Source organism: Leptolyngbya boryana PCC 6306, from assembly GCF_000353285.1.
Classification (GTDB): Bacteria; Cyanobacteriota; Cyanobacteriia; order Leptolyngbyales; family Leptolyngbyaceae; genus Leptolyngbya; species Leptolyngbya boryana.
On record NZ_KB731324.1, the window covers coordinates 2,503,044 to 2,526,905 of the forward strand.

Consider the following 23,862-nt stretch of genomic DNA (forward strand, 5'->3'; position numbering starts at 1 on the left):
TCCCCCTTCTCCACTCGAATGTGCTGGACAGATTAAATTTATAATCCTTAGGAAAATGGCAAGAGGAGGTCAATGATCTTAATTGCAATAAAAGGCGCAACAATGCCACCCAAGCCATAAAGCAATATATTGCGTTTGAGCAGTTGATCCGCTGTCAAAGGGCGGAATTTTACCCCTTGTAGAGCTAGTGGAATTAAAGCAGGAATAATCAGTGCGTTGTAGATCAATGCTGACACGATCGCTGATTGTGCGCTTTTGAGTCCCATAATATTCAATGCTCCAATCCCCGCCGAAGCAAACAGTGTAGGGATAATTGCAAAATACTTGGCGATGTCATTCGCGATCGAGAACGTCGTCAATGCACCTCTAGTCATGAGAAGTTGCTTTCCGATCGTGACCAAATCGATCAACTTGGTCGGATCAGAATCCAAATCCACCATATTTGCCGCTTCTTTTGCTGCTTGAGTTCCAGAGTTCATTGCTAAACCGACATTCGCCTGTGCTAGAGCCGGAGCATCATTTGTGCCGTCTCCTGTCATTGCAACGAGCTTTCCCTGCGATTGTTCTTCGCGAATTACATGGATTTTGTCTTCGGGCGTTGCTTCTGCAATAAAATCATCGACTCCTGCTTCTTGAGCAATCACTGAAGCCGTAATCCGATTATCTCCCGTCAGCATGATCGTTTTCACACCCATGCGGCGCAACTGATCAAACCGCTCTCGAAGTCCTGGTTTGACAATATCCTTGAGATAAATCACGCCATAGATTTCATCATCTTGGCAAACCCCGAGCGGCGTTCCGCCTAACCGTGAAACTCTTTCATAGGCTTGCTCTAGTTCCGAAGAAATCTGACCACCCCTAGAACGTACAAAGCCCCGAATCGCTTCAATCGCCCCTTTTCGGGCTTCTCGCCCATTCGGAAGATTGGTGCCACTCATACGAGTTCGAGCCGAAAACTCTACCCCGCTTGCATTGTCCAAATCGAAGTCCAATCTTGCGCGACTTTGTTCAGCTAATTGCACAATCGATCGACCTTCTGGCGTTTGATCAAACACGCTTGCAGCAAGAGCGACTTGAGCCATTTCCTCGATCGAATGACCATGAATTGGAATAAGCTGTGCTGCAAGGCGATTTCCTAAAGTGATTGTTCCAGTTTTATCTAGCACCAATGTATTGATATCACCGCAAGCTTCAACGGCTCGTCCTGAAGTTGCAATCACATTAAATTGAGCGACTCGATCCATTCCCGCAATCCCGATCGCACTTAACAATCCCCCAATCGTGGTTGGAATCAAAGCAACTAACAATGAGATCAAAATTGCGACACTCGTACCTGCTCGTAACTGATTTGCAGCAGTCACATCTTCAATGCCTCTTGCAACAGAGTGAACTAGAGGGGAGAGCGTCGAAACCACAATCAGAAAGACTAACGTCAGAACAGCGAGGAGAACAGTGAGGGCAATTTCATTCGGAGTCTTCGATCGCTCTGCACCTTCGACTAATGAGATCATACGATCGATAAATCCCTGCCCTGGATCAGAAGTAATTCTCACCACTAACTCATCCGAAAGTAGCCTTGTCCCCCCTGTTACTGAGCTTGAAATATCTGTTCCAGGTTGTTTCAGAACAGGTGCAGATTCGCCTGTAATCGCTGATTCATCAACTGATCCGAGTCCTTGAATTACTTCGCCATCTGCCGGAATCAGATCGCCTGCAACGACTCGAACTTCATCGCCTTTGCGTAAGCTCGTTGAACTCACTTCTTGCACTGTGCCGTTGATGATTTTTTTCGCAATCGTATCTGACCGCGTTGCTCTCAATGCATCTGCTTGAGCTTTCCCCCGTCCTTCTGCGATCGCTTCCGCAAAGTTAGCAAAGAGCACAGTAAAAAGCAGAATCACTGTGATCATGCCATTCAGCAATCGCTGTTGAGTCAGATCAGCTTGAATCGTTCCAAATAGATTCGGATCAAGAGTCACCAGTAAAGTCACGATCGTTCCGACCCAAACGATAAACATCACCGGATTTCGCACCGCAACACGAGGATCGAGCTTCACAAATGCGCCTCGAATCGCTTGCTGATACATCCTTTTGCGAGCAGTATTTCTCTTCATGACTCATCTTTTTCCAATTTGGAACGCTTCGGCAACACATCCTAATTCCAGCCTAGAGAAGAATGCCAACGCATTGAGACTTAAAATAACACTCCTGTAAGCAAGTCTGTATCGAGGCTTCGAGGCGCATTTGTGACGTGTAGCGCTCGGCTGTTGAGCGAATGCGATAAAATCAGCAATCGTAGATGCAGCGCGTCAATGCAAGTTATTTTTACCGCTTCTCCTGAGTTTGCTCAAACTGCACTGGCTGAGCTTCAGAGAATCGATCGTCAATCCAAATTTCTCCACTGGCTCGATCAAGGCATCGGATTGATCGAACTAAATGAAGTAACTTTCTCTGCGCTCGCTTCCCAGATCACAGCAACTAAAGCTGCATTCATTCGGCATCTCTGCCCTGTAATGGAGGTATTGCCCGTCGAAAGGTTGCAAAGCGCGATCGCATCTCAGATTCCTTTGTTCGATCGCACTCAACCCCTCTCTGTTCAGATTCGCTCAAATACTAAAGCGATTAATCGCACTGAGCTAAGAAATCTTTTAGTGGACGATTTGGTAGCAGCAGGCTTAACCGTAGCAGTGAAAGATCCAGTGCAGATTATTTCAATTTTCTGCGATAGTTCCAAGTCTTATCTCGGGTTCTCCAATGCCACTGAAAATTTGAGTAATTGGGCAGGCGGAATGCATCGGTTTGCCCATGAAGATGACCAAATTTCTAGAGCAGAATTTAAGCTACTAGAAGCGATCGCAGTATTCAATCTCACGCTCCCAACTCAGGGACTCGCGCTGGATCTAGGTGCAAGCCCTGGTGGTTGGACAAGGATTCTAAGAAAGCTCGGTTTATCCGTTGTTGCCGTTGATCCGGGAAATCTCGCTGACTCGCTGCAATCTGATCCGAAAGTTTCGCACTATCGCCAACTGGTGCAGCAGTATGTCCCAAACTGTCGCGATCGCTTTGATCTGATCGTGAATGATATGCGAATGGATGCTACGGACTCTGCAAAAAATATGATTGCTGCGAGTCCAGTTCTTAAAGCTGGAGGACTCGCAGTGATGACGCTCAAACTCCCAAGTAAAGGTGTAAAGGGAGTGATCAATCAAGCGATCGCGATTCTGGAGAACAAGTACGAGATCATCGGGATTAGAAATCTGTTTCACAATCGTCAAGAAGTTACGGTCGTGATGCAGTCTTCGGCAAAGTGAGAATAAATGCAGTTTGATCGATCTGACTTGAATCCAGTTTGAGATCCCCATGATGCGCTCGCACAATCTCGCGCGCCAAACTCAAGCCCAATCCAATCCCTTCGACTTTGCGAGTTCGAGCCGGATCACCACGATGAAACCGATCAAAAATGCGATCGCGATCCTGTACTGGAATCCCTTTAGAAGCATTCGCGATCGTCACTTGAATGGCAGTCTGACTTTGCCTGGCTCGAATCCGAATCCACCCCTTTTCAAGGTTGTACTTAATCGCATTACTTAAGAGATTCTGCAACACTTGTTTGAGCAAATCACGATCGCCTTGAACACTTAACCCCGGAGCAATATCAGACTGCACAGTCAAATGTGGTGCTAATAGCTCAATGTCTTCTAGCATTTCAAACAACAGTTCGGACAAATTCACTTTCACGCGATACAAGCTCATCTGCCCCGCATCAGCTAGGGAAAGTAAAAGTAACTTTCGCATGATGCTACTGAGTCGGCGTACCTCATCTAGTAAGCTACTTAATCGCTGCTGTACTTCTGAGCCAGGTTCTACTTGCTGAAGCGATCGCTCTAATTCCCCTTGTAAAATTGTCAACGGAGTTTTGAGTTCATGAGCGGCATCTGCACTAAATCGAGAGGCTTGCAGAAAGCTCCGCTCCAACCGTTCTAGCATTTGGTTAAAGACTTGAATCAGTTGCACAAATTCAACATCAGTTGTGCCGATGGGAATGCGTTGATCGAGTCCCGTGACAGTGACTTTCTGAATCACGCCCGTTAATTGTCGAACGGGACGAAGCGCCCGACCTGCGACAATCCACGCACCCCCTGCGACGAGAAGTAACATGCCTGGAATTGAGATCAGAAAGATATTGCGAATCCCGTCCATTTCTTGATCGATCGCGTGTAAGTTGATTGCGATCGCGACTTGAGTCTCTGGAAAGTTAAGCGCTCCGATTCGCCAAGTTCCTGTTGGCGTTTGTCCAGTCACAAGCTGCGGGCGAGGTGGAATCGGTCGAATGGGTGGGAGTTCTCGTCTAGAAGGCGCAGGTGGCGCAAGCTGAAGATTCCGCCGTAGGAGTTGCTCTAATTTCTGATCGGACAACGCCGCACTTTGATAACGTACGTTCCCTTCTGAATCGAGCACTAACAGTCCTATGTTTGGATCATCTTCTAAGAAGCGTTGTTCACGATCGCGCGGGCGGCTAGCTCGCATCAGTTGATTCAGCAAATCCGCATCTAATCGATTCACTTTCGCGTTGTAAATCTGTATCCAAGAGATTGCCCCAAATCCAAGCAGTGCGATGCCTGCAAGGGTCGCTGAGAGTAACGCAATCCGCAGTCGGAAAGAACGCATTCTCATCATTCAGGCTTGCGAAATCGATAGCCTACACCGCGAATGCTCTCAATCCAAACGGCTTGATCCAGCGGTTCTATCTTTCTGCGAATTCTTTGAATGCAGACATCAACCACATTTGTATTCGGATTAAAATCGTATCCCCAAACATGCTCTAAGATTTGAGTCCGAGTAAACACTTGTCCGGGAGAACGCATAAGATATTCCAGTAAATTAAACTCTCGGCTCGTTAGCTCGATCACCTGTTGATGGCAAGTTACTTCGCGTGTGATGCGATCGAGCTTTAAGGTTCCGACTGATAGTAAGTTCTGCCGTTCTCCAACGCTCCGCCTGACCACAGCATGAATTCGTGCCCCTAATTCTTCGACAAAAAATGGCTTAGCAATATAATCATCGGCTCCAAGGTTCAATCCTTGTAAGCGATCGTCGAGTTCATTCCGCGCAGTGAGTAAGATCACGGGCACATTTCGCCCTGCACTTCGCAACTGTTTTAGAATCGCTAATCCATCTTTGCCAGGAACCATGATGTCTAGCACAATCACATCATAATCATTGTGAAGTGCCTGCATATAGCCATCATCGCCGTTGTCGAAATAGTCCACTACAAACCCTTGTTCTTTCAAACCAGCCCGAACAAAGTCAGCAATCTTGATTTCGTCTTCGACAAATAGAACGTTCACGGGTATGTCATGTGACTCGAATCTTTTTATTCTAGGCTCAATTTCTCCAAGCAAAAATGACAAAACTGTAATTTAGAAAACGGGTGGTTTGTCATTTTAACGAACTGAATTAGAACAGTAACCGTTTAGAGGTAGCACGATGAGCCTTCGGAAAATTTTAGCAACAACTGCAATTTCTGTTCTCGCTGGTACATTAGGGGTGAGCGCTGTGAGTTCCCTAGCAACAGCACATTCAGCCCGCCAGATCGCTCAAGCTTCCCAATCTCCCAATGGTCAGCAAGAAAGACAGCGCCGTCCCCGAATTGATTTCGCTGCTGCTGCTGCAAAATTGAATGTAAGTGAACAGCAATTGAAAGACGCGCTCGGTGTTCCTGCCAATCCACCCGGTCAAGGACAACGTTCCCCGCGTCCTAACTTTGCTGCCGCTGCTGCAAAATTGAATGTAAGTGAACAGCAACTGAAAGATGCACTCGGTGTTCCAGCTAACCCACCTGGTCAAGGACAACGCCCTCCACGTCCTAACTTTGCTGCTGCTGCTGCGAAATTGAATGTAAGCGAACAGCAATTGAAAGACGCGCTCGGTGTTCCAGCTAATCCGCCCAGTCCCGGACAACGCCCTCAGCGTCCTGACTTTGCTGCTGCTGCTGCGAAATTGAATGTAAGCGAACAGCAACTCAAAGACGCACTCGGTGTACCACCTCATCACCAACACGATCGCTCTAATCAAAATCAATAATTGATGGTGTAGCAGGATCTCTCATTGAGATCCTGCTGAACATTGTTTTCTATCTACCGCTCAGATTCTACCCATGCAAAGGTTTCTCAAAGCTCAATTCAGTCGTCGGACTGCCTTGATTGTTCTACGATCGACTGCTACTGCGCTTTTAGTGGGCTGTCTTCCCAGGCGAATGAGTTCTGCACAATCTTCGCCTCCGGCTTGTACGGTTCGACCGCAACAAACAGAAGGCCCCTATTTTGTCGATGAAAAGCTGAATCGCTCTGATATTCGCTCCGACTCGAAAAGTAGCGCAGTCAAAGCAGGGGTTCCCCTGCAACTAAAGCTCAATATTGTTCAGGTCAGCGATCGCAGTTGTACGCCTATTTCAAACGCGATCGTCGATATTTGGCATTGTGATGCGAATGGCGTTTACTCGGATGTTCGTGATACGACTGGACAGAATTTTCTCCGGGGCTATCAAACCACTGATGCGGCTGGAAATGTTGAATTTCTAACGATCTATCCAGGCTGGTATCAAGGTCGAACTGTGCATATTCATTTCAAAGTTCGTACTCCAACGGGGGCAGAATTTACGTCCCAACTGTATTTTGACGATGCGCTCACGGATCAAGTTCATGCAGGGCTTCCCTATGCCAGCAGAGGACAGAGATCGATCAAAAACGCCGAAGACGGGATCTTTCAAGAGGGTGGGAATCAGCTCCTGCTGTCTCCGACTAAAACCACTCAAGGCTATGCTGCAACCTTTGAGATTGGACTACAAACTGCGTAAAGCGCGACATTAGTATGGCTTGAGGACTTCCCAATCAATCGTTTATTCCGAGAATGTCGCTCGACTTAAATCCTTGATTGAGGCATATGAATCCAAAATGAGAAAGGCTTTAATTATCGCTGCCGATGCGGCTTTGGGATCGGCTCTAACAAACTGGCTCGCTTTAGATGAATTTGAGACGATAGTGGCTTGGGATAGTTTTATTGGCTTGAGACTTGCCCAGGATCACCAACCCGATCTGATTCTTTGTGATGTGAGTATGCCAGAACTCGATGGCTTTGGTATTTTGGATGAATTGCAGATCAATCCAGCAGAAAAGAAACCTTGGATTGTGCTGATTGGGCAATCTGATGATGCTTCACGGGCGTTTGCTGCCGGGGCAAATGGTTTTCTGTTCAAATCGACGGCATTGAGCAATGTGTTGCGATCGATGCAGTCATACACTTGCAAAATCCAGCAAGATTCTGAGCCAAAATAACGAAACCTCCCTTGTTGACGGAACAGGGGAGGCTGTCAAATAGATATTCAATTGCCGCGGAGAATATCGATTTTGAAAAAAATTCTAAGCTTGACGTGAGTAGTACTCAACGACCAGCAGTTCGTTGATCTGAAGTGCGACCCACTCCCGATCGATGACACCATTCACCTTACCCGTCATCTTGTTCTTATCGAATTCTAAGTGACTCGGTAAGTTTGACAATCCTGGATATTGCAGGTTAGCTTCGACTAATTTGCGAGAGCGATCGCGATCGCGAACTGCAACCACATCACCCGGACGACAGTTGTAGCTTGCGATATCTACAACTTTTCCATTCACAGTGACGTGACCATGATTGACCAACTGACGTGCGCCTGGGATTGTCGGAGCCATGCCCAGACGGAAGACGGTATTATCCAACCGCATTTCCAACAATTGCAGCAGCACTTGTCCGGTTGAACCTGCTGCACGACGCGCTTTACGCACATAGCGAAGAAGCTGCTTTTCGCTCACACCATAGTTAAAGCGGAGCTTTTGCTTCTCTTCCAAACGCACTGCATATTCAGAGCGCTTTTTACGGGCTTGCCCATGTTGTCCAGGCGGATAAGCCCGACGAGCAGATTTACGGGTTAGTCCAGGCAGTTCTGTTCCCAGACGACGAACAATTCTAAGGCGTGGACCTCGATATCGCGACATTGAAAGTTCCTCGTTTGACTCGAAGATTTAAACAACTTTTCTAGTATAGGTTGCCTCACGGCGTTTTAGATCGAATTTGTGTGACTAAATGCACAATTTCCGGCAAGATTAATTTTTCCAGGGCAAGCTTGACAGCATTGGTCGATCCGGGCAGTGAAAAAATTAATTTATTCGCAGATACACCTGCGATCGCTCTCGATGCGATCGCTCTTGAGCCAATCTCTGCATAGCTCAGTGCCCGAAAAATTTCCCCAAATCCGGGCAGTGTCTTTTCTAATAATTGCTCGATCGCGTCGTAAGTCGTATCTCTCGGTGCGATCCCAGTTCCTCCGTTGAGAATGACGGCATCGAGTTCGGGTAAATTCGCGAGTTGATGACGGATCACATCCGGCTCATCCGGCACGATCGCATAATGCGCGATTGTATGTCCTGCATGGGTTAAAAGCTGTTGAATCAGTTGACCACTGCGATCGGTTTCAGCAGTTCGAGTGTCGCTGACCGTGATGACAGCACATGAGACTGCGATCCCGCCAGAGTCAGGATGAGGCTGATGAGACATGAAGTAAGAAAGCTAAGTTCAATCTGCCGTTAGGTTTCGACTTCGCTCAACTCCCGATCTCCGGGGGCTGAGCGTTAAACGGAGCCGAACCGTATTGGATGAGCATTTTGCCGATCGACTTATGATTTGGTGAATCCTAAATCATTTGATTCAGCGTAGCGATCCATAAACCGCATGAAGCGATCCCATGCTTCTACCGATTTCATCACATACAGGGCTTCTAAGGCAGCAGGCTGACCATTAATAAATTTTGCTTTCACTTCACGAGTGACCAGTTCGCCTTCCTCATCAATCATGTACATGCCCGTGATGCTATCTGTATTCTCAGCCTCAAGCGCTTTCGGTTTTTCAAAGATAAAGGTTGCAGTCCCGTTTGACCCGTCTTTCGATCGAGTTAAGCGAACATCGGGAATCACTTCTTCTGCAATGCCTTTTGCAAATTGAATTTCTGCCATGATTTTTTCGTGCGATTTACTTCTAGATAGATTTTCTCTATTCTCCCATCTTTGCGGAACGTTACAAAATCTCTCATTTTACCGATTGACTCGCAACCAAATTTCTAAAGTCACGAGTAACCACAGTTTCAATCCGTAGCGATGCCAGACTTGTCCGCGATAGTCGAGCCAATCTTTGACGATCGCTTGATTGATATACGGTGCAATTTCAGCCTTGCGGTCTAACAATAATGCTCTCGCTCGTCGTCGCCAAATGTTGCGAAACCATTGCTGCATCGACATGATCATGCCGCTTTTCGGACGATTCACAATCACATCGGGAAGCAAATCTGCCACTGCTGCTTTCAATACGGCTTTTTCTTCTGCTCCTGCCAGTTTGTACTGGGGCGGAATCTGTAAGCTCAGTTCCACCATGCGCGGATCAAACAACGGCGATCGACCTGTAATTCCCGCTGCTGCGGTTAACGCATTAACTTTGGTCAAAATGTAATCCGCACCTTTGAACTTAAGATTGAGCAACATCAATCGATTTAAATAAGCCACAGGTGCATTCAGATCCGATTCAAACACCGAAGGAGCTTGTGCGATCGCGGCATAAACCTCCGGCTTCAACAAGGTCGGCAAGTCTGAAAAACATTTTTGAAACGAAGTCAGATAAGCCTCAACATCACGTTTACTCCCACCAGAGCCATAAAGCTGATTTAACAACATTGGCTTATTCTTCGGACCCGCGAAACAGGGATCGCCGCCTTCTCCATTCAGCACGACATTCACCGATTCTTTCGCCGCGCGCGCCAGTACCAAATTTGGAACGGTCAGCCCTTCCCCAATCGGATCATCCAAACTTGCTAACGTTTCCGGTAACATCTGCCAAATCATCTCTGGCGAAATCTCTAAAATATGATGCTGAGTGTGACAATGTTTGGCGACGAGATTGGCAAACTCTAACTCACTGGGATACGGTGCGCCAAAGTGAATCGAGTACGTATGCACCGCTCGATCGTGTAATTTTGCAGCAAGTGCCGTCACACAGCTTGAATCAATCCCACCCGAAAGAAATGCCCCAACTGGCTCTCCCGACGGCAACATTTCCTCAATTAAGCCTTCGAGCAGCGATCGTACTTTTTGCCCATGCCATTCGAGCGATGCATCTAGGTTGTGAATTTGCTCTTGCGGCGACCAATAAATCGTTTCTTCTTGAAAATTCCGATACGTTCCGGGTCGTACCTCGCGCACCTGCTGCCACAAGGTCTGAGATCCAGGCACAAAGGCACAAGAAAGATAATCTCGCAGTGCGACTAAATCCAACTCACGCGAATGATAAGCATTCAGCGATCGCAATCTCGGCGAAATCCAGCGAGTTTCACCAGTTCGCGTGTAGTAAAGCGTCTTCTGACCCACACGATCGCGAATCATCCAAATTTGTTGAAGTTGGCGATCCCAGACGACAAAGGTTTTATCAAGCCGATCGAGCGATTCAAATCCTGTCCATTCGCACTCTTCACCGATCACGACATAACGTTCACCAACCGAAAAAGCTGCATCGACGATCGCAATTCCCGCTTCTTTCCAAGTGGCTTGAACCGACTCAACGTTCCCAACTGCGATCGTCCACGACATAAGCGATTCACCTGAAAAAATATCCCCTTTTCATGATGAAGAGGGGATATCTGAAGATTAAATCACAGTTATTCACGTTTCGAGGCTGTGATACCTCTCGGATACTCTCGACCGTTCTCGATCGCACAGCGTTAGTCTTTCTTGTTCTTCTTCTTAGAACGACGGCGCTGCATTAGAGCGGCAAACCCAACGGCTGCACCTGAACCCATGATGGTCAACGGTTCGGGAATCGGCTCACCGCCGCCGCCGCCACCGCCACCGCCGCCACCGCCGCCACCGACAGCACCACCACCGCCGCTGTCGCCGCTATCCCCACTCAAACCGACCGCTAAGCCCGCGATCGCACCTGCGCCTAACAAGGCTGGCAACAAGAACGAACCGCCCGACGCAGTAGGCACAGCGGCAACAGGCAACTGACCCACAGGTGTGCCACCCGGACCGACTGGAGAAACCACTGGTGGAGGCTCACCCCCCCCAACCGGACAAGCTGTATCCCGCATCCGCACAATGAAATCGTCATAATCTCGATCCTGTGCATCCCGGTTGCGAACAATCCTAGAGCCAGTATCATCCCAGCCCAACGTCATGCCGCCTGATTCACACAGAGAATTGATGTTCCCCGTAAATTTTACGTGCTGTTCAGAATTGGGGTTCAAGCTATCCGTGGAATACAAAATCCCAGTCGGTCGCCCGTTATATGAAGACTCTAGATAAAACACGTAATCATTATTCGGCTGAAACGTGTATTGCTTGCTCGGTTCAGGAACCGCATTCCCAGGAGTGCCTGGAAAATCTAACTCACTTCCCGCGTCATCAATTTTGGTCGATGGGCGGAAAATTGTGTCTGGACTATCAGCAGGCTTTGTTTCGACCAAGAGAGGAGTTTTTTCCTTCGTGGTTAGGTTGATGACACCAAAGGTAGATTGGTAAGCACCATGCGACTCAACAAATTCTGATTGCAAGGTTGTGTTTTTGTTCGCCCGAATGCCTTCGTTCCCGATCGACATATCAGCAGCGCGTGCAGGCAGCACTAAACTACTCGTCAACCAACCGAGCGAAAGACCAAATGCGATCGAGGAAATCCGGCGATGCGGACGATTCGATTTCAGGTTCTCCTCTGGAGAACAGCAGGATGAAGGCTGTCTCCTCACACACTTGCTTGAGGTGGAAATATCTTCTGGCACCATCTAAAGCTGAACTCTACGAAAGGACTGAATAAACTAACCTCTGGCGCACCCATTTTATTACACTCAAGCAATTTATTACACTCAAGCAATAAAACAACCGAATCTCAAAGCGATTCAGACAGAATCTCCCTAGCTTGGTTGGTGAGAGCGCAATTATTATGTTCCGCTAAGCATAAAAATCTTTGAGCAGAATCCACATCAATCCTACGGGAGATCAGATCTGATTTAAGGATTATGCCGCTGGAACTATCCAAGTCAATTCTGAGTAGTTAATAAGAACCATGTGCCAAAACTAAGCAGAACCCAAGCTTTCTGAAACCATTTCGCCAGTTGAAATTGAACATTTCACCCTGGATCTCAATGAATTACCCCGCACTGCTTAAGTTGAGATTGGCATAGTGTCAATAGTTTAGAGAGATCCGAATGCGATCGCATCTGTCAATCGATAGGCATTGATAGATTTTTGTTGAATCGGAATCTAGTTGTGCGGGTGATAATTTGGAGAGATTACGTTTGAGGAGACGAAATTAAAATTATGGATAAAATTCAAGCGCAATTTGCGAAGCTGTGGAAGTTGCTGACTGCACCTGAAACATTTGATACCTACAAGTCAGCAGTGGTCATGACTTGGACCATCATCAAAGAAACGGCATTGCTGGTTTGGCTAGTGCTTTGCCTCGTATTAGTATTTGCGGACTGGTTCTGGAAAATTTCTGTGGGAGCCGGACGAAGTACACGCGCCTGGTTTAATGGGCTAGAAGGTTCGAGCGAACAGATTGCCTCTGAGACGGGAAGAGCACTCCTGAACGCAGGCAAGTCAAGTTTAGATTACACGCTCAATCAGGCAAGAGCACAGTTAGGATTTGAGATTCCGGCTCCTGCACCCGCAAAGGTTGAGCCTGTCAAAACTGAACCTGTCAAAGCTGAGCCTGTCAAAGCTGAACCTGCAGTGACGGCTCCCCCTCCAGTAGTGACCAAAGCAGAAGCGATCGCAGACGAGTAGAGGGATAGGGAGAGATAGGGAGATAGAAAGGTCATTCCTGTCTCTCCCATCCAATGTCACGACGAAGTGTAACGATTTGTCAAGCAAAATGAGAACTTCCTCTTTCGCATCGTCCCCGAAAGTCGGTACACTACAAAGTGAATTCTGAGATACCGCAATATAAACATGAGCGTAGTTAGCCAAGTTATCCTACAAGCCGACGACGAGCTTCGTTATCCAACGAGCGGCGAATTGAGTGGCATAAGAGAATTTTTTCAAACCGGAGAGCAACGGACTCGAATCGCCGCGACTCTGTCTGAAAGTGAGAAAAAGATTGTTGAGCAAGCGAGCAAATTGTTGTGGCAGAAGCGTCCTGATTTCATTGCCCCAGGCGGCAACGCTTATGGCAATCGGGAGCGGGCGCTATGTTTACGCGATTATGGCTGGTATTTGCGATTGGTAACGTATGGGGTACTGGCCGGCAGTACTGACCCGATCGAGAAGATTGGGGTGATCGGGGCGCGGGAAATGTATAACGCGCTCGGTGTTCCGGTTCCTGGAATGGCGGAAGCAATCCGCTGTTTGAAGGAAGCTTCTCTTGGTTTGTTAAACAATGAGGATGCAGCAGCAGCAGCTCCTTATTTCGACTACATCGTTCAAGCAATGTCATAGAGACACTGGAAGTTTTTGAGTTCCCCGCTGTTTGCGGAGATGCGGTAGAGTTTGCGGCATTTCTGAAAACGGCGGGGAATTTGTTTTTAAATTATTCCGAAATTTTACGGAACCCATTGGGAGAAAGATTTATGAATACAGCAGAAGTGTTGCAGTTTTGGTTTGGAGAAACGCTCGAGCGGCGGGAGGCTTGGTTTAAGAAAGATCCTGCCTTTGATGCAGAGATTCGCTCCCGGTTTCTCTCACAGTATGAACAAGCGGCTTTAGGCGAATTGGAGGATTGGATGAATGCGGCTGAAAGCAGTTTAGCGTTAGTGATTGTGCTGGATCAGTTTCCGAGAAATATGTTCCGAGGAACGCCGCGATCGTTTGCCACCGATGCAAAAGCGTTACAAGTGGCTCAATGTGCGATCGCTCAGGGATTTGATCAGCACCTCCCACCGATGCAGCGCTTCTTTTTCTACCTGCCGCTAGAACACAGTGAAAATCTGGATGACCAAAATGAATCGGTGCGCTTATATGAGCCTTTCAGGGATATTCCTGAATTAGCAGATACGTACGACTATGCCATCCGGCATCGCGATGTGATTGCACGATTTGGACGGTTTCCCCACCGCAATCTAATCCTCAATCGACCTTCGACCCCCGAAGAACTTGAGTTCCTGAAACAGCCTGGATCGTCCTTTTAAGACCTTTTCGAGTAGAGAATCTGTATGAATATTGCTGCTGAAACGATCCCAACTCTTGAGCAAATTAATCAAACTAAATCTGCGATCGACGCGCATATTGCGAGCCTAAATCAGCACCCTGATCGGCGAGAAGGGGCAATGCCGTACTATTTGTTTCATGAACCTGGAAGACCGATTCGCGGCACAGTCATGATATTCCACGGGTTCAGCGCAAGACCCCATCAAATGTGGCGTTTAGCAGATTATCTCTTTCAGAATGGCTTTAATGTATATCAGCCTTCGATCGCAGGACATGCCTTGATGTATCCCGATCGCAACTGGGCGCAAGTCGATCTCAAACCTGAATATGCAGAGCCGCTCAAAGACAAAGTTCAGAAAGATCCGGTACTGCAAACTTTTCTCCAAAATTTTGCGCATAATCCAACGGCAACCCGTCCAGGGTTTATGCAGCAAATGGGATTGATCGCCCGCTTATTACTGATCGAACCGCAGTTGTTAGATATTGTGAAATCCTTGGAATCGAATAATGATCCTGATTTCGATCGCTATTTCACGTCTTCGCATTTGCGCTATCTGACTGAAGCTCAGGCGAGATTCGCAGAATTAGATGCGATGCCGGGAGCCATTTTCACAGTCGGTTTATCAGTGGGAGGCGCGGTGGCTCTGGGCTTGGCAGCATCGCGACCTGAGCGGGTGCGTGGAGTAGTCGCGTATGCACCGTTGCTGAAGATTTATGGAGAACAGCGGCGGCGATATGTGAATTTAGCAGGTCCTTTGGATATTAGTGAGTTGGGCTGGGATGAGAAGTTGCGGTTTCCAGTCGGCTGTTTGACGGCTGCCGATCGCTTCGGCTCTCAAGTCGTGATGAGTGATGAATCTGTGCGATCGCTGTCGAATATTCCGACGTTTTTAGTGCTGACTGAGAATGAAGATGCAGCGGATATTGAGACGAGCCAGGATTTTTATCAGCGGATTGGAGGAGAGGGAGAAGGGCATCGGTTCTTCTTATATCCGAGTGAGGATTTAGTGCCACATCCGATGGTTGATCCAACTGAGGTCAGCCAGAACATGAGTAATCGATTTTGGCAAAGTTTGTATCAGGAGACGTTCCGATTTTTGACGACTGGGCGGGCGAATATGACGAATCTGGGTCGGATTGAGCAAGATCCAGGTTTACCGATCGTGCCTGGGGTGTAGCAATTCTGCGGGAATTCTTCCAGGATTGACGTTTTCTCTGACTCAAAGATTTCTAACGGATAGGTGTCCACATTCGATCGAGTGAGTATCATGAATTACTTTCTCGTATTCCTGGAATTGTCTGTTTCGTGTTTGTTTCAGACCCAATAGCATTTATCACAAAGCTCTGACGTTATGGTTCAAGTAAGCTCCCCTGTTCTTTATGTCAATCCTGCAAGCGGCAATGATAGCGCTGCTGGAACTCAAGCCGCTCCCCTCAAAACAATCGCCCGCGCGCTCCAACAAGCAAGATCTGGGACAACAATCCAACTTGTTCCCGGAACTTATAATGCCGCTAGCGGCGAGGTGTTTCCGCTGTTCGTTCCCGCAGGGGTGACGGTTGTCGGTAATGAATCGACAAAAGGCAAAGATATTCTCGTACAAGGCGGTGGAACTTACCTGAGTCCAACTTGGGCAGGGCAAAATGTGACTTTCCGACTCGATACCAATGCTCAGCTTCGAGGCGTGACCGTGACCAACCCGAACACTCGTGGTAGTGGAGTTTGGTCAGAATCGACTGCGCCGACGATCGCAAATTGTACGTTTACTTTATGTAAGCGAGAAGGCGTTTTTGCGACCGGAACTGCAAACCCGGTCGTATCAGATTGCGTTTTTCTGCAAAACGATGCCAACGGAATTGCAATTTCTAGAAATGCAAAAGGTGAATTGCGCCGTAACGTCTGTCAAAACACAGGCTACGGGATTGCGGTTGGCGACAATGGCGCACCCTTGATCATTGAGAATCGATTGTTTGAAAACCGCTCTGGAATTGTTGTGAGTAATTCAGCACGTCCAGTGTTGCGTGGTAATACGATCGAGCGAAATACCGATTCTGGACTGACAATCGTGGGCAGCGGTTCGCCTAATTTAGGCAGCAGTCAAGACCCAGGCGGAAACATTATTCGCGACAATACAGAGATTGATGTCGAAAACGGAACGAATGTGTCGATCGCTTCTGTTGGCAACCAAATCAATCCCTCTAGAGTCCGAGGCGTAATTGATTTCATTGTCAGTCAAGTTCCGACTCCCACACCAACCCCGACTCCAACTCCCACACCGATACCAACTCCAACACCGACTCCCACACCAACCCCGACTCCAACTCCCACACCGATACCAACTCCCACACCAACCCCGACTCCAACTCCCACACCGATACCAACTCCAACACCGACTCCCACACCAACCCCGACTCCCACACCAACGCCAACGCCAACTCCCACACCAACGCCAACGGCTGGAGTTACGGATATTCGGGGGCATTGGGCTGAGGCATTTATCCAGTCATTGGTAGCTCGCAATCTGATCACGGGCTTTCCAGACAATACGTTTAAACCAGAAAGTCCGCTAACTCGTGCTCAATTTGCAGCGATCGTGGCAAAAGCATTCAATCTGCCCCTCAAGCAACCTGCCACGAATTTCTCAGACGTGCCCTCGAATTTCTGGGCGGCTGAAGCGATCGCCAAAGCAAATCGCATGGGCTTTATTACTGGCTTTCCGGATGGAACCTTCCGTCCTGGCTTGAATTTAACCCGTACTCAAGCGCTCGTTGCATTAGTCAGCGGGCTAGGCTTTACAGGTGGAACTCCAAATACTCTGGCACTGTATAGCGATCGCGCTCAGATTCCGAGTTTTGCGAGCGAGCGAATTGCGGCTGCAACTCAGCGGCGATTAGTCGTGAACTATCCGAATGTTTCACAATTGCGTCCATTGCAGGAGATTACGCGGGCTGAGGTCACGACTTTTATCTATCAAGCTTTAGTCGCGACAAATCAGGCACAAGCGATCGCGTCTGCTTACATCGTCAATCCTGATACTGCGACGACTGCCTTTGTTGATGTCACGAATCACTGGGCAAAGGATTTCATTTTGGGCTTATCTGGTCAGAATTTTATCCAAGGATTTGCCGATGGCACATTCAAACCCGATGCCCCAATGACTCGCGCTCAGTATGCAACTGTCATTGCGAGAACCTTTAACCCGGCTCCGCGCCGCGATTTAGCCACTTTCCCAGATGTGCCTGGGGATTTCTGGGCAAAAAGCGCGATCGAGCAAGCGTATCGAGCAGGCTTTATTTCCGGGTTCCCAGATGGCACATTTAAGCCGAATCAGAACATTACACGGCTTCAGTTGGTGCTATCTTTGGTCAGCGGATTTAACCTCTCTCCTGCAAATCCGAATGTGCTAGCAGTGTTAGACGATCGCAATGCAATTCCACAATCGTTCCAAGATCGAGTAGCAGCAGCGGCTCAAGCAGATATGATTGTGAACTATCCGAATCAAAAGCAGTTCAATCCAAATCGTGAAGCAACACGGGCGGATGTCTCAGCCATGGTTTATCAAACCTTACTTCGAGACGGGCGAGTAGCAGCAGTAGATTCGGGGTATATCTTGACAGCCTAGAACCGCAGAGCGAATTTGATGGGGAATAGGGAGCAATCCGAGCCTGGGTTCTCCCTACTCCTTACTCCCCACTATCAATGCCGTTTAACGACTAGATCGACTTAGAAAAAGTTTGAGCTTTCCGATCGCCTAGATAGGTATCAAACACCGCTGCAATATTCCGAATGAGTAACCGTCCAACTGGCGTAATCTCAATGCCATCACTCCAACGCTTGAGCAGTCCATCTGCTTCGAGCGCATCTAGACGTGAGAGTTCATCCGCGAAGTAATCATTGAAATCTTGATCGAATCCCAAATGATATTTTGCTTCTAAGTCTGCTGCTGAAAGTTGGAACTGACACATCAGTTCCATAATCACAGTGCGTCGGATCAAGTCATCTTGGCTTAAGAGCACTCCTTTCTCAATCGGAAGCTCAGAAGCATCGATCGCAGTGTAGAAGTCTCTTAACCGCTTGTGGTTCTGGATATAAACATCTTGCAACATACTGATAGAAGTAATGCCAAAGCCGAGTAAATCTGACTCAGGCTTTGTGGTGTAGCCTTGGAAATTCCGATGCAGTTGTCCGGCTTGTTGGGCGATCGCTAATTCATCATTGGGCTTCGCAAAGTGATCCATGCCAATAAACACATAGTTACTTTGTGTAAGTTGAGCGATCGTGTTTTGCAGAATCTTGAACTTTTCAACAGTACTAGGCAACGCCGATTCTGGCATCCGTTTCTGAACGGGTTTGAGCCAGGGAATGTAGGCAAAATTGAACACTGCAATGCGATCGGGATTAAGCGCTAACGTTTTCTCAACTGTTTGCTGAAACGTGGCTGAAGTTTGGAATGGTAAACCATAGATCAAATCGACGTTCACACTTTCAAATCCAGCTTCCCGAATCCAATCCATCACATCAAAAAGCATTGCTTCAGGCTGTACCCGATTGATTGCGACTTGCACTTCAGGATTGAAATCTTGAATTCCAAAGCTAATTCGGTTAAAGCCGAGTTGCCTTAGAGAATGAATGTAATGACGATCGACATAGCGCGGATTGATCTCGATCGACAGTTCGGCTGTGGCATCGAATCGAAAATAGCGATGGAAGCGATTCCAAAGAAATTCAACCTGTTGTAAGTCAAGGTAGTTTGGTGTGCCGCCACCCCAATGCAATTGATGAACTTGACGGTCAGAACTGACCGATTGAGCAACTTGGCGGATTTGACGGGCAAGGTAACCTAAGTAGGGTTCTGCGACTTCTCTACGTTGAGTAATGATCGTATTGCAGCCACAGAAATAACAGGGTGTTTCACAGAAAGGGATGTGACAGTATAGGGATAAGGGCGTTTTTTTGTGATTGCCGAGGTCGATCGCTCGGTCGAAGAAATGAGGATCGAAGTCGGGACTAAGTTCTGTAGCAGGCGGATAGCTGGTATAACGGGGAAGGGGCAGGTTGTACTGGTTCAGGAGCGCCGCGTCAAACTCGACCGTTTGGGATAGTTGTTTCATTGGAAAGGATTTTTAATGGGTTTGGATGGGCGAGCCGTTTTGCAGCAGCAGGGTTGAGGGACAAAATTGCCTCTGTTAGCGCGAGGTTGCGACTTTGCACAACAATCGTTGCGGGTTGTGCAAGTTGAGCATTTGCTTAGAGGATGCTTTAAAAGTAATCGTTGAGACGCATTCACCCGCCCCGGAATGGAATTCTAGGGCTAACGGTGCGCAGTCCTTAAAAGGACTGCATCGCTCAAACCTCTGTGTAGTCCAGTTTAGTGGACTTCGTTTTACTAGCCCTGGAATTCCATTCCGGGGCAGGAGGACAACGTGAACGAAGAGGCTTTTTGTACTTTTAAAGCGTCCTCTTAAGCAATCGAAACTCCACGCATCAAACAATTCTTCAAGTTAAGGAGCTAGGACAGGTTCACGATCGCTACCATGAGATCGTCGTTCTGTACTTCCAGGACGATCCTGCCGAGTGAGTAAATCAAAGGTATGTTCTCCGATTGCTGCTTTCACATCGGGTTCGAGTTCATGCATCACATCTTGATTCAGCACAAAGGCAAGGTTTGCTTCGGCAACAATCCGTTCGATTGTGTTCTCGTCTACAGGCAGGCTATCTAGCATCTGACGATAGCGCTCTTTGAATTCTCGTCTAGCTTCAGGAGTTGAGATTTGCTCAAACTCATAAAAATTCGTTCCCTGATTCGGAGGCAAAGACAATGCAGATCGAATCACATTTTTCAAACTCTGTCCTCCTGATAAATCGCCCATATAGCGGGTGTAAGCATGGGCAACCAGCAAGATTGGATCAGTAGCAGCGAGCGTTTTAATTCGAGCGCAGTATGCAATTCCCGCAGATGATGCAACGATCTGATTTTGCCAGTCTTCACCGTAGTAGAATGCGAGATCGCGCGCCAGATTCGCAGTTCGATTCAACCCTGGGAAGTAGAATGCACCAAACACTGGATCTTGAGCGTGCTGCTGTAATGCTGCTTCTAAAGTGCTGTAAACAAAGTACAAATTTGCAAACAGTTTCCGTAGAGGTTCGCGTTCTACAATACCTTTCACAAAGCATTTCATAAATGCAGTGTTTTCTGCTGTGGTGTGAGAGCGTTGGGTTCCTTCTCGTAAGCGGACAGATAAAGTACTCATGAAATTGTTTCCTAATGAATGACAGGACGAGAGGCTTCTGCATCAATTGCAGGTAAGAAATAGAGGCGGAGAAGTTGCCAAATGATCACAGCAATCCAAGGCAATTTTTGAAGCGTTTGAATGAATTTCGGGCGCGACTGACTCGAAATCTCTGCTAGTTTCTGATTCGCGATCGCGCATTTTTCGAGCCGAGGGAAGAACTCTGGATGATCCGTATCAAGCACGCTCGGAAAAGCCCGTTTCGAGGTTTCATTCGTGTTTTGAATCACCGCTTTGTTGTACTCTTGCGGATCAATGCCAATCGAGTCGTAAAACGTCGATCGTTCTAAAACAGTCAAGGTGTGAGTTGCAAAGACAGTCAGCAGAAAGAATCTTGCCCACAGTCTTGCTTTCCAGCAATTCCAGAGTTTGGGCTGCGATCGCAAGAGTGCTTTAAAGAAATCTCCGTGTCGATTCTCATCTTGGCACCAACTCTCAAAGTACCGAAACAGAGGATAAAACCGATGTTCTGGATGCTGTTCTAAATGGCGGTAGACCAAAATATAACGCCAGTACCCAATTTTTTCCGAGAGGTAAACGGTGTAGATCACCCATTCTGGCGGAAAGAAAGTATAGGTTCGATTTTTCGTCAGATAGCCCAGATCAAGAGTCAAGCCAAAGTCTGCCATTGCTTTATTCAAGAACCCGGCATGACGAGCTTCATCGCGCGCAAGTAAATGAAACGCTTCTGATAGTAAAGGTTGCCGATTTTTAAGCTTGCGAGAGAGTTCTTTAAAGAGCAAAAAGCCCGAAAATTCTGAAGTACAAGAGCGCTCTAGAAAATCAATAAACGCGTGCCGGGTTTCACCATCAATCTTTTCCCAATCTTGCTGAAACTCTTCATTGCGAACAAAATGGTGACGATTATAGTCTGCTCGCAATTCCGCGACGACCGCTTCTAGTTCTGCTTCATGCCCGGATAAATCCATTTGGGCAACCGCATCAAAATCAGTGATGTAAAACCGAGGAGTTAAGAGCGTTTCTTGAACAGGTTTTTTAATGCCAGGCGATTGTTCTGGCAGGTCGGATCTCGAAACTGTGCTGACCATAGAGCGAATGATAACGACTGAAATTACTTTCCCCGAATCTGCGATCGCGGCACAAGTGAGTTACCTGCTCTGCTCTATAGTTACCACAAGTAAAACATTGAGATGAGCACAAGGTTAGAGGGCTTTCTAACAAATTGTTAAAACATCCGCTGAGATTGAAGCAAGGCATCACTCCTAGAAGCCTTCCACCTTTCATCACTTAAATTTGCAAAAGATTTTGCTTTCTCTCATTCTGCTTGTCTACTCTTGCAGCAATCATTACTAGCTCAAATGAAAAGCTCGATCGTAAGTGCTGTTTGCTTTACTAGGATGTCTACTTCGAGGTTAGAGCCAGTAGTTACTGCTCAAGTTAGTTTAGGATCTGAATCGGTTCTGTCTCGCTCCTAAACTGCAAGCTAGAACAAGACAGAACACGGATTTTTTTGCGCTCACCCTATCAAGAAGAACGAGTTCAGACGCTCAGCGAGAATTCTGGACGGTTAGCGAACCGCATTCTACTTATACCTTCGTATGCGTCACTTCTACTACGGTATGCACATTTCCTCGGGGCGTGTAGTCCGCCTTAATCGAGATTTCTAACGGATCACACGCTGCCACAATGTCATCTAGAATTTGATTCGCCGCTTCTTCGTGAGAAATATAGCGATCGCGATAACTATTGATATACAGCTTAATTGCTTTCAGTTCGACGACGCGCTGATCCGGAACATAGCTCACATAGATCGTCGCAAAATCGGGATAGCCAGAAAACGGACACTTACAGGTAAACTCTGGCAGCGTAATATTGATCGTGTAACGCCGTCCGGGTCTAGGATTCGGGAAAGTAATTAGACTTCCCTCTTCGATCAGGCGTTCGCCATACTTTACTTCGGGATGGTCTTGCGCTTGCGTCATAGCCTATGAAATTGAATGAACTGACTGATCTTAGCAATCGAATTTGCACGGAGGCACGATCGCGTCTCAAGTTTTTTGAGTACTTGATCTCCGCAATCCCCGAAATTCGTTCACAAAATCGTTTCTTTTTGAAAAAATCTTGACTAAAAATGCGTTGCTTGATTCAATTGCAGCTATTCTGAGGGCATCACAATTTCTCGCTGTTTTGTCAGATTACTCTCGCTGTTATGAACCCCATGATGCAGAAAACACCTAATCGATCGATCAATTTGCCGCCTCAAGCTCCTGCAACCGGATATGCCCCTTCTGTACCGATTTCAGTCTACCGCGAGGTGATTGCTGAGCTTCAAGCTACAAAGAACTCGGTGGAAGCCATGAAGATTCAAAACCAGCAATTGGCAAAACAGAATCAGCAATTGCGGCAAGAAATTGAACGCACGGTACAAGCAGCACTCCAACTCCGCCAAGTCTCCAATGCAATGCCGGGAATTAATCCTGCTGCACCACCCGCACCTCGTCTCGACTTGATGCCCGAAGTCGAAGCTGCATCCTTCCAAATCCCGGTCATGCCACCCCGCATCCCCGTTGCTCCCAAACCAGAACCCGTTCCATCGAGTCTCGAATTTCCTGAAGAGAAGCTGGTAATCGAAGAAGATAGCAAGCCCCGGCGCAAAATTAAGCCAGAACAAGACACTCATTTTGAACTCAGCGGTTGGATGTTGGGCTTAGTCATCGCTTTGATCGTCGTGACTGCTTTCGGCGCTGGCTTCTTGCTGGTGCGTCCTTTGCTGAGTCCTTCATCAAAATAAATTCTCGAATGTAACCAATAGCAACCCGAAATTACGAATTACAACTGATGAATTCCGATTTTGAGTGGCTCATGCGACACTCAAAAATACTATTACAATCGGCGAGGCGGGTAATGATCGGTAGCGATCGTTACAAAATTCTCTTCACCAGAAATGATAGATAGTCTCATGCCCGAATTATAGAGATCACGATTAAGGAGTGTAAGCGCTTGAAAAAGGTTGAAGCGATTGTTCGCCCATTTAAACTCGACGAAGTCAAAATTGCATTAGTCAATGCTGGAATCGTGGGAATGACGGTTTCTGAAGTCCGAGGCTTTGGACGGCAGAAAGGTCAGACCGAACGGTATCGCGGTTCTGAATATACGGTTGAGTTTTTACAGAAGCTCAAAATTGAAATTGTGGTGGAAGATGATCAAGTAGACATGGTGGTTGACAAAATCATTGTGGCGGCTCGAACCGGAGAAATCGGGGACGGGAAGATCTTTATCACACCTGTTGAACAAGTAGTTCGGATTCGTACCGGCGAAAAGAACTTTGAAGCGGTTTAAAAACACGAACCTTCCGAGTTTTTGAAACACTCAGAAGGCTTGCTTCGCTGTGAAGGCGATC

23 protein-coding genes are annotated in these 23,862 nt (G+C 47.4%); 11 read left to right on the forward strand and 12 right to left on the reverse strand.

Annotated elements, in window-relative coordinates; translation table 11 throughout:
• Positions 1-47: 47 nt before the first annotated feature.
• Positions 48-2,114: a potassium-transporting ATPase subunit KdpB gene (gene kdpB, locus LEPBO_RS0112510; RefSeq protein WP_036044575.1), complete on the reverse strand. Its 2,067-nt coding sequence runs from the start codon at positions 2,112-2,114 to the stop codon at positions 48-50.
• 198 nt (positions 2,115-2,312) lie between these two features.
• Between kdpB and LEPBO_RS0112515 the strand changes: the two genes are divergently transcribed.
• Positions 2,313-3,311: an SAM-dependent methyltransferase gene (locus LEPBO_RS0112515; RefSeq protein ID WP_017287915.1), complete on the forward strand. Its 999-nt coding sequence runs from the start codon at positions 2,313-2,315 to the stop codon at positions 3,309-3,311.
• Here the strand turns inward: LEPBO_RS0112515 and LEPBO_RS0112520 are convergent.
• Together LEPBO_RS0112520 and LEPBO_RS0112525 are read right to left on the reverse strand one after the other, a co-directional pair.
• On the reverse strand, positions 3,280-4,668 hold the full coding sequence (locus LEPBO_RS0112520) for an ATP-binding protein (protein WP_239741161.1): 1,389 nt from the start codon (positions 4,666-4,668) through the stop codon (positions 3,280-3,282). The two genes, LEPBO_RS0112515 and LEPBO_RS0112520, sit on opposite strands and share 32 nt — an antisense overlap.
• Positions 4,669-4,673: 5 nt before the next feature.
• Positions 4,674-5,348 carry a response regulator transcription factor gene (locus LEPBO_RS0112525; RefSeq protein ID WP_017287917.1) on the reverse strand — a complete coding sequence of 225 codons (675 nt, stop codon included), beginning with the start codon at positions 5,346-5,348 and terminating at the stop codon, positions 4,674-4,676.
• Between the two features lie 139 nt (positions 5,349-5,487).
• Here LEPBO_RS0112525 and LEPBO_RS0112530 point away from each other — a divergent pair, with 139 nt between their 5' ends.
• The 3 genes from LEPBO_RS0112530 (at position 5,488) to LEPBO_RS0112540 (ending at position 7,334) form a co-directional block, all read left to right on the forward strand.
• Complete coding sequence (locus LEPBO_RS0112530) at positions 5,488-6,084, forward strand: hypothetical protein (RefSeq protein ID WP_017287918.1); 597 nt, start codon at positions 5,488-5,490, stop codon at positions 6,082-6,084.
• A 73-nt stretch (positions 6,085-6,157) separates the two neighbouring features.
• A complete protein-coding gene (locus LEPBO_RS0112535; protein WP_017287919.1) occupies positions 6,158-6,856 on the forward strand; it encodes an intradiol ring-cleavage dioxygenase in 699 nt (232 codons plus the stop codon).
• A gap of 97 nt (positions 6,857-6,953) precedes the next feature.
• Positions 6,954-7,334 carry a response regulator gene (locus tag LEPBO_RS0112540; protein WP_017287920.1) on the forward strand — a complete coding sequence of 127 codons (381 nt, stop codon included), beginning with the start codon at positions 6,954-6,956 and terminating at the stop codon, positions 7,332-7,334.
• 84 nt (positions 7,335-7,418) lie between these two features.
• Here LEPBO_RS0112540 and rpsD read toward each other — a convergent pair whose 3' ends face one another.
• From rpsD to LEPBO_RS45075, 5 genes are all read right to left on the reverse strand, one after another.
• Positions 7,419-8,030 carry a 30S ribosomal protein S4 gene (rpsD, locus tag LEPBO_RS0112545; RefSeq protein WP_017287921.1) on the reverse strand — a complete coding sequence of 204 codons (612 nt, stop codon included), beginning with the start codon at positions 8,028-8,030 and terminating at the stop codon, positions 7,419-7,421.
• Positions 8,031-8,085: 55 nt separating this feature from the next.
• Complete coding sequence (locus LEPBO_RS0112550; protein WP_017287922.1) at positions 8,086-8,589, reverse strand: MogA/MoaB family molybdenum cofactor biosynthesis protein; 504 nt, start codon at positions 8,587-8,589, stop codon at positions 8,086-8,088.
• Between the two features lie 119 nt (positions 8,590-8,708).
• A complete protein-coding gene (gene psb28, locus LEPBO_RS0112555) occupies positions 8,709-9,044 on the reverse strand; it encodes a photosystem II reaction center protein Psb28 (protein WP_017287923.1) in 336 nt (111 codons plus the stop codon).
• Between the two features lie 78 nt (positions 9,045-9,122).
• Positions 9,123-10,664 carry an asparagine synthetase B family protein gene (locus LEPBO_RS0112560; RefSeq protein ID WP_017287924.1) on the reverse strand — a complete coding sequence of 514 codons (1,542 nt, stop codon included), beginning with the start codon at positions 10,662-10,664 and terminating at the stop codon, positions 9,123-9,125.
• 131 nt (positions 10,665-10,795) lie between these two features.
• The gene (locus tag LEPBO_RS45075) at positions 10,796-11,815 is read right to left on the reverse strand and encodes a PEP-CTERM sorting domain-containing protein (RefSeq protein WP_172410462.1); all 1,020 of its coding nucleotides are present in this window, start codon (positions 11,813-11,815) and stop codon (positions 10,796-10,798) included.
• A gap of 571 nt (positions 11,816-12,386) precedes the next feature.
• Here LEPBO_RS45075 and LEPBO_RS0112570 point away from each other — a divergent pair.
• The 5 genes from LEPBO_RS0112570 (at position 12,387) to LEPBO_RS0112590 (ending at position 17,833) form a co-directional block, all read left to right on the forward strand.
• Positions 12,387-12,854, forward strand: coding sequence for a hypothetical protein (locus LEPBO_RS0112570; RefSeq protein WP_017287926.1), 468 nt, complete (start codon positions 12,387-12,389; stop codon positions 12,852-12,854).
• A gap of 165 nt (positions 12,855-13,019) precedes the next feature.
• The gene (locus LEPBO_RS0112575) at positions 13,020-13,505 is read left to right on the forward strand and encodes an allophycocyanin subunit alpha-B (RefSeq protein ID WP_017287927.1); all 486 of its coding nucleotides are present in this window, start codon (positions 13,020-13,022) and stop codon (positions 13,503-13,505) included.
• A gap of 131 nt (positions 13,506-13,636) precedes the next feature.
• On the forward strand, positions 13,637-14,194 hold the full coding sequence (locus tag LEPBO_RS0112580) for a DUF924 family protein (RefSeq protein ID WP_017287928.1): 558 nt from the start codon (positions 13,637-13,639) through the stop codon (positions 14,192-14,194).
• A gap of 24 nt (positions 14,195-14,218) precedes the next feature.
• Positions 14,219-15,391: an alpha/beta hydrolase gene (locus LEPBO_RS0112585; RefSeq protein WP_017287929.1), complete on the forward strand. Its 1,173-nt coding sequence runs from the start codon at positions 14,219-14,221 to the stop codon at positions 15,389-15,391.
• A gap of 174 nt (positions 15,392-15,565) precedes the next feature.
• The gene (locus tag LEPBO_RS0112590; RefSeq protein WP_017287930.1) at positions 15,566-17,833 is read left to right on the forward strand and encodes an S-layer homology domain-containing protein; all 2,268 of its coding nucleotides are present in this window, start codon (positions 15,566-15,568) and stop codon (positions 17,831-17,833) included.
• Positions 17,834-17,924: 91 nt separating this feature from the next.
• Here the strand turns inward: LEPBO_RS0112590 and hemN are convergent, their stop codons facing one another.
• From hemN to queF, 4 genes are all read right to left on the reverse strand, one after another.
• Positions 17,925-19,322: an oxygen-independent coproporphyrinogen III oxidase gene (gene hemN, locus LEPBO_RS0112595; RefSeq protein ID WP_017287931.1), complete on the reverse strand. Its 1,398-nt coding sequence runs from the start codon at positions 19,320-19,322 to the stop codon at positions 17,925-17,927.
• A 390-nt stretch (positions 19,323-19,712) separates the two neighbouring features.
• Complete coding sequence (locus LEPBO_RS0112600; RefSeq protein ID WP_017287932.1) at positions 19,713-20,462, reverse strand: biliverdin-producing heme oxygenase; 750 nt, start codon at positions 20,460-20,462, stop codon at positions 19,713-19,715.
• Between the two features lie 11 nt (positions 20,463-20,473).
• Positions 20,474-21,550, reverse strand: coding sequence for a magnesium-protoporphyrin IX monomethyl ester (oxidative) cyclase (gene acsF / locus LEPBO_RS0112605; protein WP_017287933.1), 1,077 nt, complete (start codon positions 21,548-21,550; stop codon positions 20,474-20,476).
• Positions 21,551-22,048: 498 nt separating this feature from the next.
• Entirely contained in the window at positions 22,049-22,444 is a 396-nt protein-coding gene (queF, locus tag LEPBO_RS0112610; RefSeq protein ID WP_017287934.1) for a preQ(1) synthase, read from the reverse strand.
• Positions 22,445-22,680: 236 nt separating this feature from the next.
• Here queF and LEPBO_RS0112620 point away from each other — a divergent pair, with 236 nt between their 5' ends.
• Entirely contained in the window at positions 22,681-23,253 is a 573-nt protein-coding gene (locus LEPBO_RS0112620) for a hypothetical protein (RefSeq protein WP_197693271.1), read from the forward strand.
• 209 nt (positions 23,254-23,462) lie between these two features.
• The gene (locus LEPBO_RS0112625) at positions 23,463-23,801 is read left to right on the forward strand and encodes a P-II family nitrogen regulator (protein WP_017287937.1); all 339 of its coding nucleotides are present in this window, start codon (positions 23,463-23,465) and stop codon (positions 23,799-23,801) included.
• Positions 23,802-23,862: the final 61 nt, after the last annotated feature.

Bases quoted from the DNA above. Each gene is read 5' to 3' on its own strand.
- kdpB (WP_036044575.1), bottom strand. From the start codon at position 2,114: ATGAAGAGAAATACTGCTCGCAAAAGGATGTATCAGCAAGCGATTCGA.
- LEPBO_RS0112515 (WP_017287915.1), top strand. From the start codon at position 2,313: ATGCAAGTTATTTTTACCGCTTCTCCTGAGTTTGCTCAAACTGCACTG.
- LEPBO_RS0112520 (WP_239741161.1), bottom strand. From the start codon at position 4,668: ATGCGTTCTTTCCGACTGCGGATTGCGTTACTCTCAGCGACCCTTGCA.
- LEPBO_RS0112530 (WP_017287918.1), top strand. From the start codon at position 5,488: ATGAGCCTTCGGAAAATTTTAGCAACAACTGCAATTTCTGTTCTCGCT.
- LEPBO_RS0112535 (WP_017287919.1), top strand. From the start codon at position 6,158: ATGCAAAGGTTTCTCAAAGCTCAATTCAGTCGTCGGACTGCCTTGATT.
- LEPBO_RS0112540 (WP_017287920.1), top strand. From the start codon at position 6,954: ATGAGAAAGGCTTTAATTATCGCTGCCGATGCGGCTTTGGGATCGGCT.
- rpsD (WP_017287921.1), bottom strand. From the start codon at position 8,030: ATGTCGCGATATCGAGGTCCACGCCTTAGAATTGTTCGTCGTCTGGGA.
- LEPBO_RS0112550 (WP_017287922.1), bottom strand. From the start codon at position 8,589: ATGTCTCATCAGCCTCATCCTGACTCTGGCGGGATCGCAGTCTCATGT.
- psb28 (WP_017287923.1), bottom strand. From the start codon at position 9,044: ATGGCAGAAATTCAATTTGCAAAAGGCATTGCAGAAGAAGTGATTCCC.
- LEPBO_RS0112560 (WP_017287924.1), bottom strand. From the start codon at position 10,664: ATGTCGTGGACGATCGCAGTTGGGAACGTTGAGTCGGTTCAAGCCACT.
- LEPBO_RS0112570 (WP_017287926.1), top strand. From the start codon at position 12,387: ATGGATAAAATTCAAGCGCAATTTGCGAAGCTGTGGAAGTTGCTGACT.
- LEPBO_RS0112575 (WP_017287927.1), top strand. From the start codon at position 13,020: ATGAGCGTAGTTAGCCAAGTTATCCTACAAGCCGACGACGAGCTTCGT.
- LEPBO_RS0112580 (WP_017287928.1), top strand. From the start codon at position 13,637: ATGAATACAGCAGAAGTGTTGCAGTTTTGGTTTGGAGAAACGCTCGAG.
- LEPBO_RS0112585 (WP_017287929.1), top strand. From the start codon at position 14,219: ATGAATATTGCTGCTGAAACGATCCCAACTCTTGAGCAAATTAATCAA.
- LEPBO_RS0112590 (WP_017287930.1), top strand. From the start codon at position 15,566: ATGGTTCAAGTAAGCTCCCCTGTTCTTTATGTCAATCCTGCAAGCGGC.
- hemN (WP_017287931.1), bottom strand. From the start codon at position 19,322: ATGAAACAACTATCCCAAACGGTCGAGTTTGACGCGGCGCTCCTGAAC.
- LEPBO_RS0112600 (WP_017287932.1), bottom strand. From the start codon at position 20,462: ATGAGTACTTTATCTGTCCGCTTACGAGAAGGAACCCAACGCTCTCAC.
- acsF (WP_017287933.1), bottom strand. From the start codon at position 21,550: ATGGTCAGCACAGTTTCGAGATCCGACCTGCCAGAACAATCGCCTGGC.
- queF (WP_017287934.1), bottom strand. From the start codon at position 22,444: ATGACGCAAGCGCAAGACCATCCCGAAGTAAAGTATGGCGAACGCCTG.
- LEPBO_RS0112620 (WP_197693271.1), top strand. From the start codon at position 22,681: ATGATGCAGAAAACACCTAATCGATCGATCAATTTGCCGCCTCAAGCT.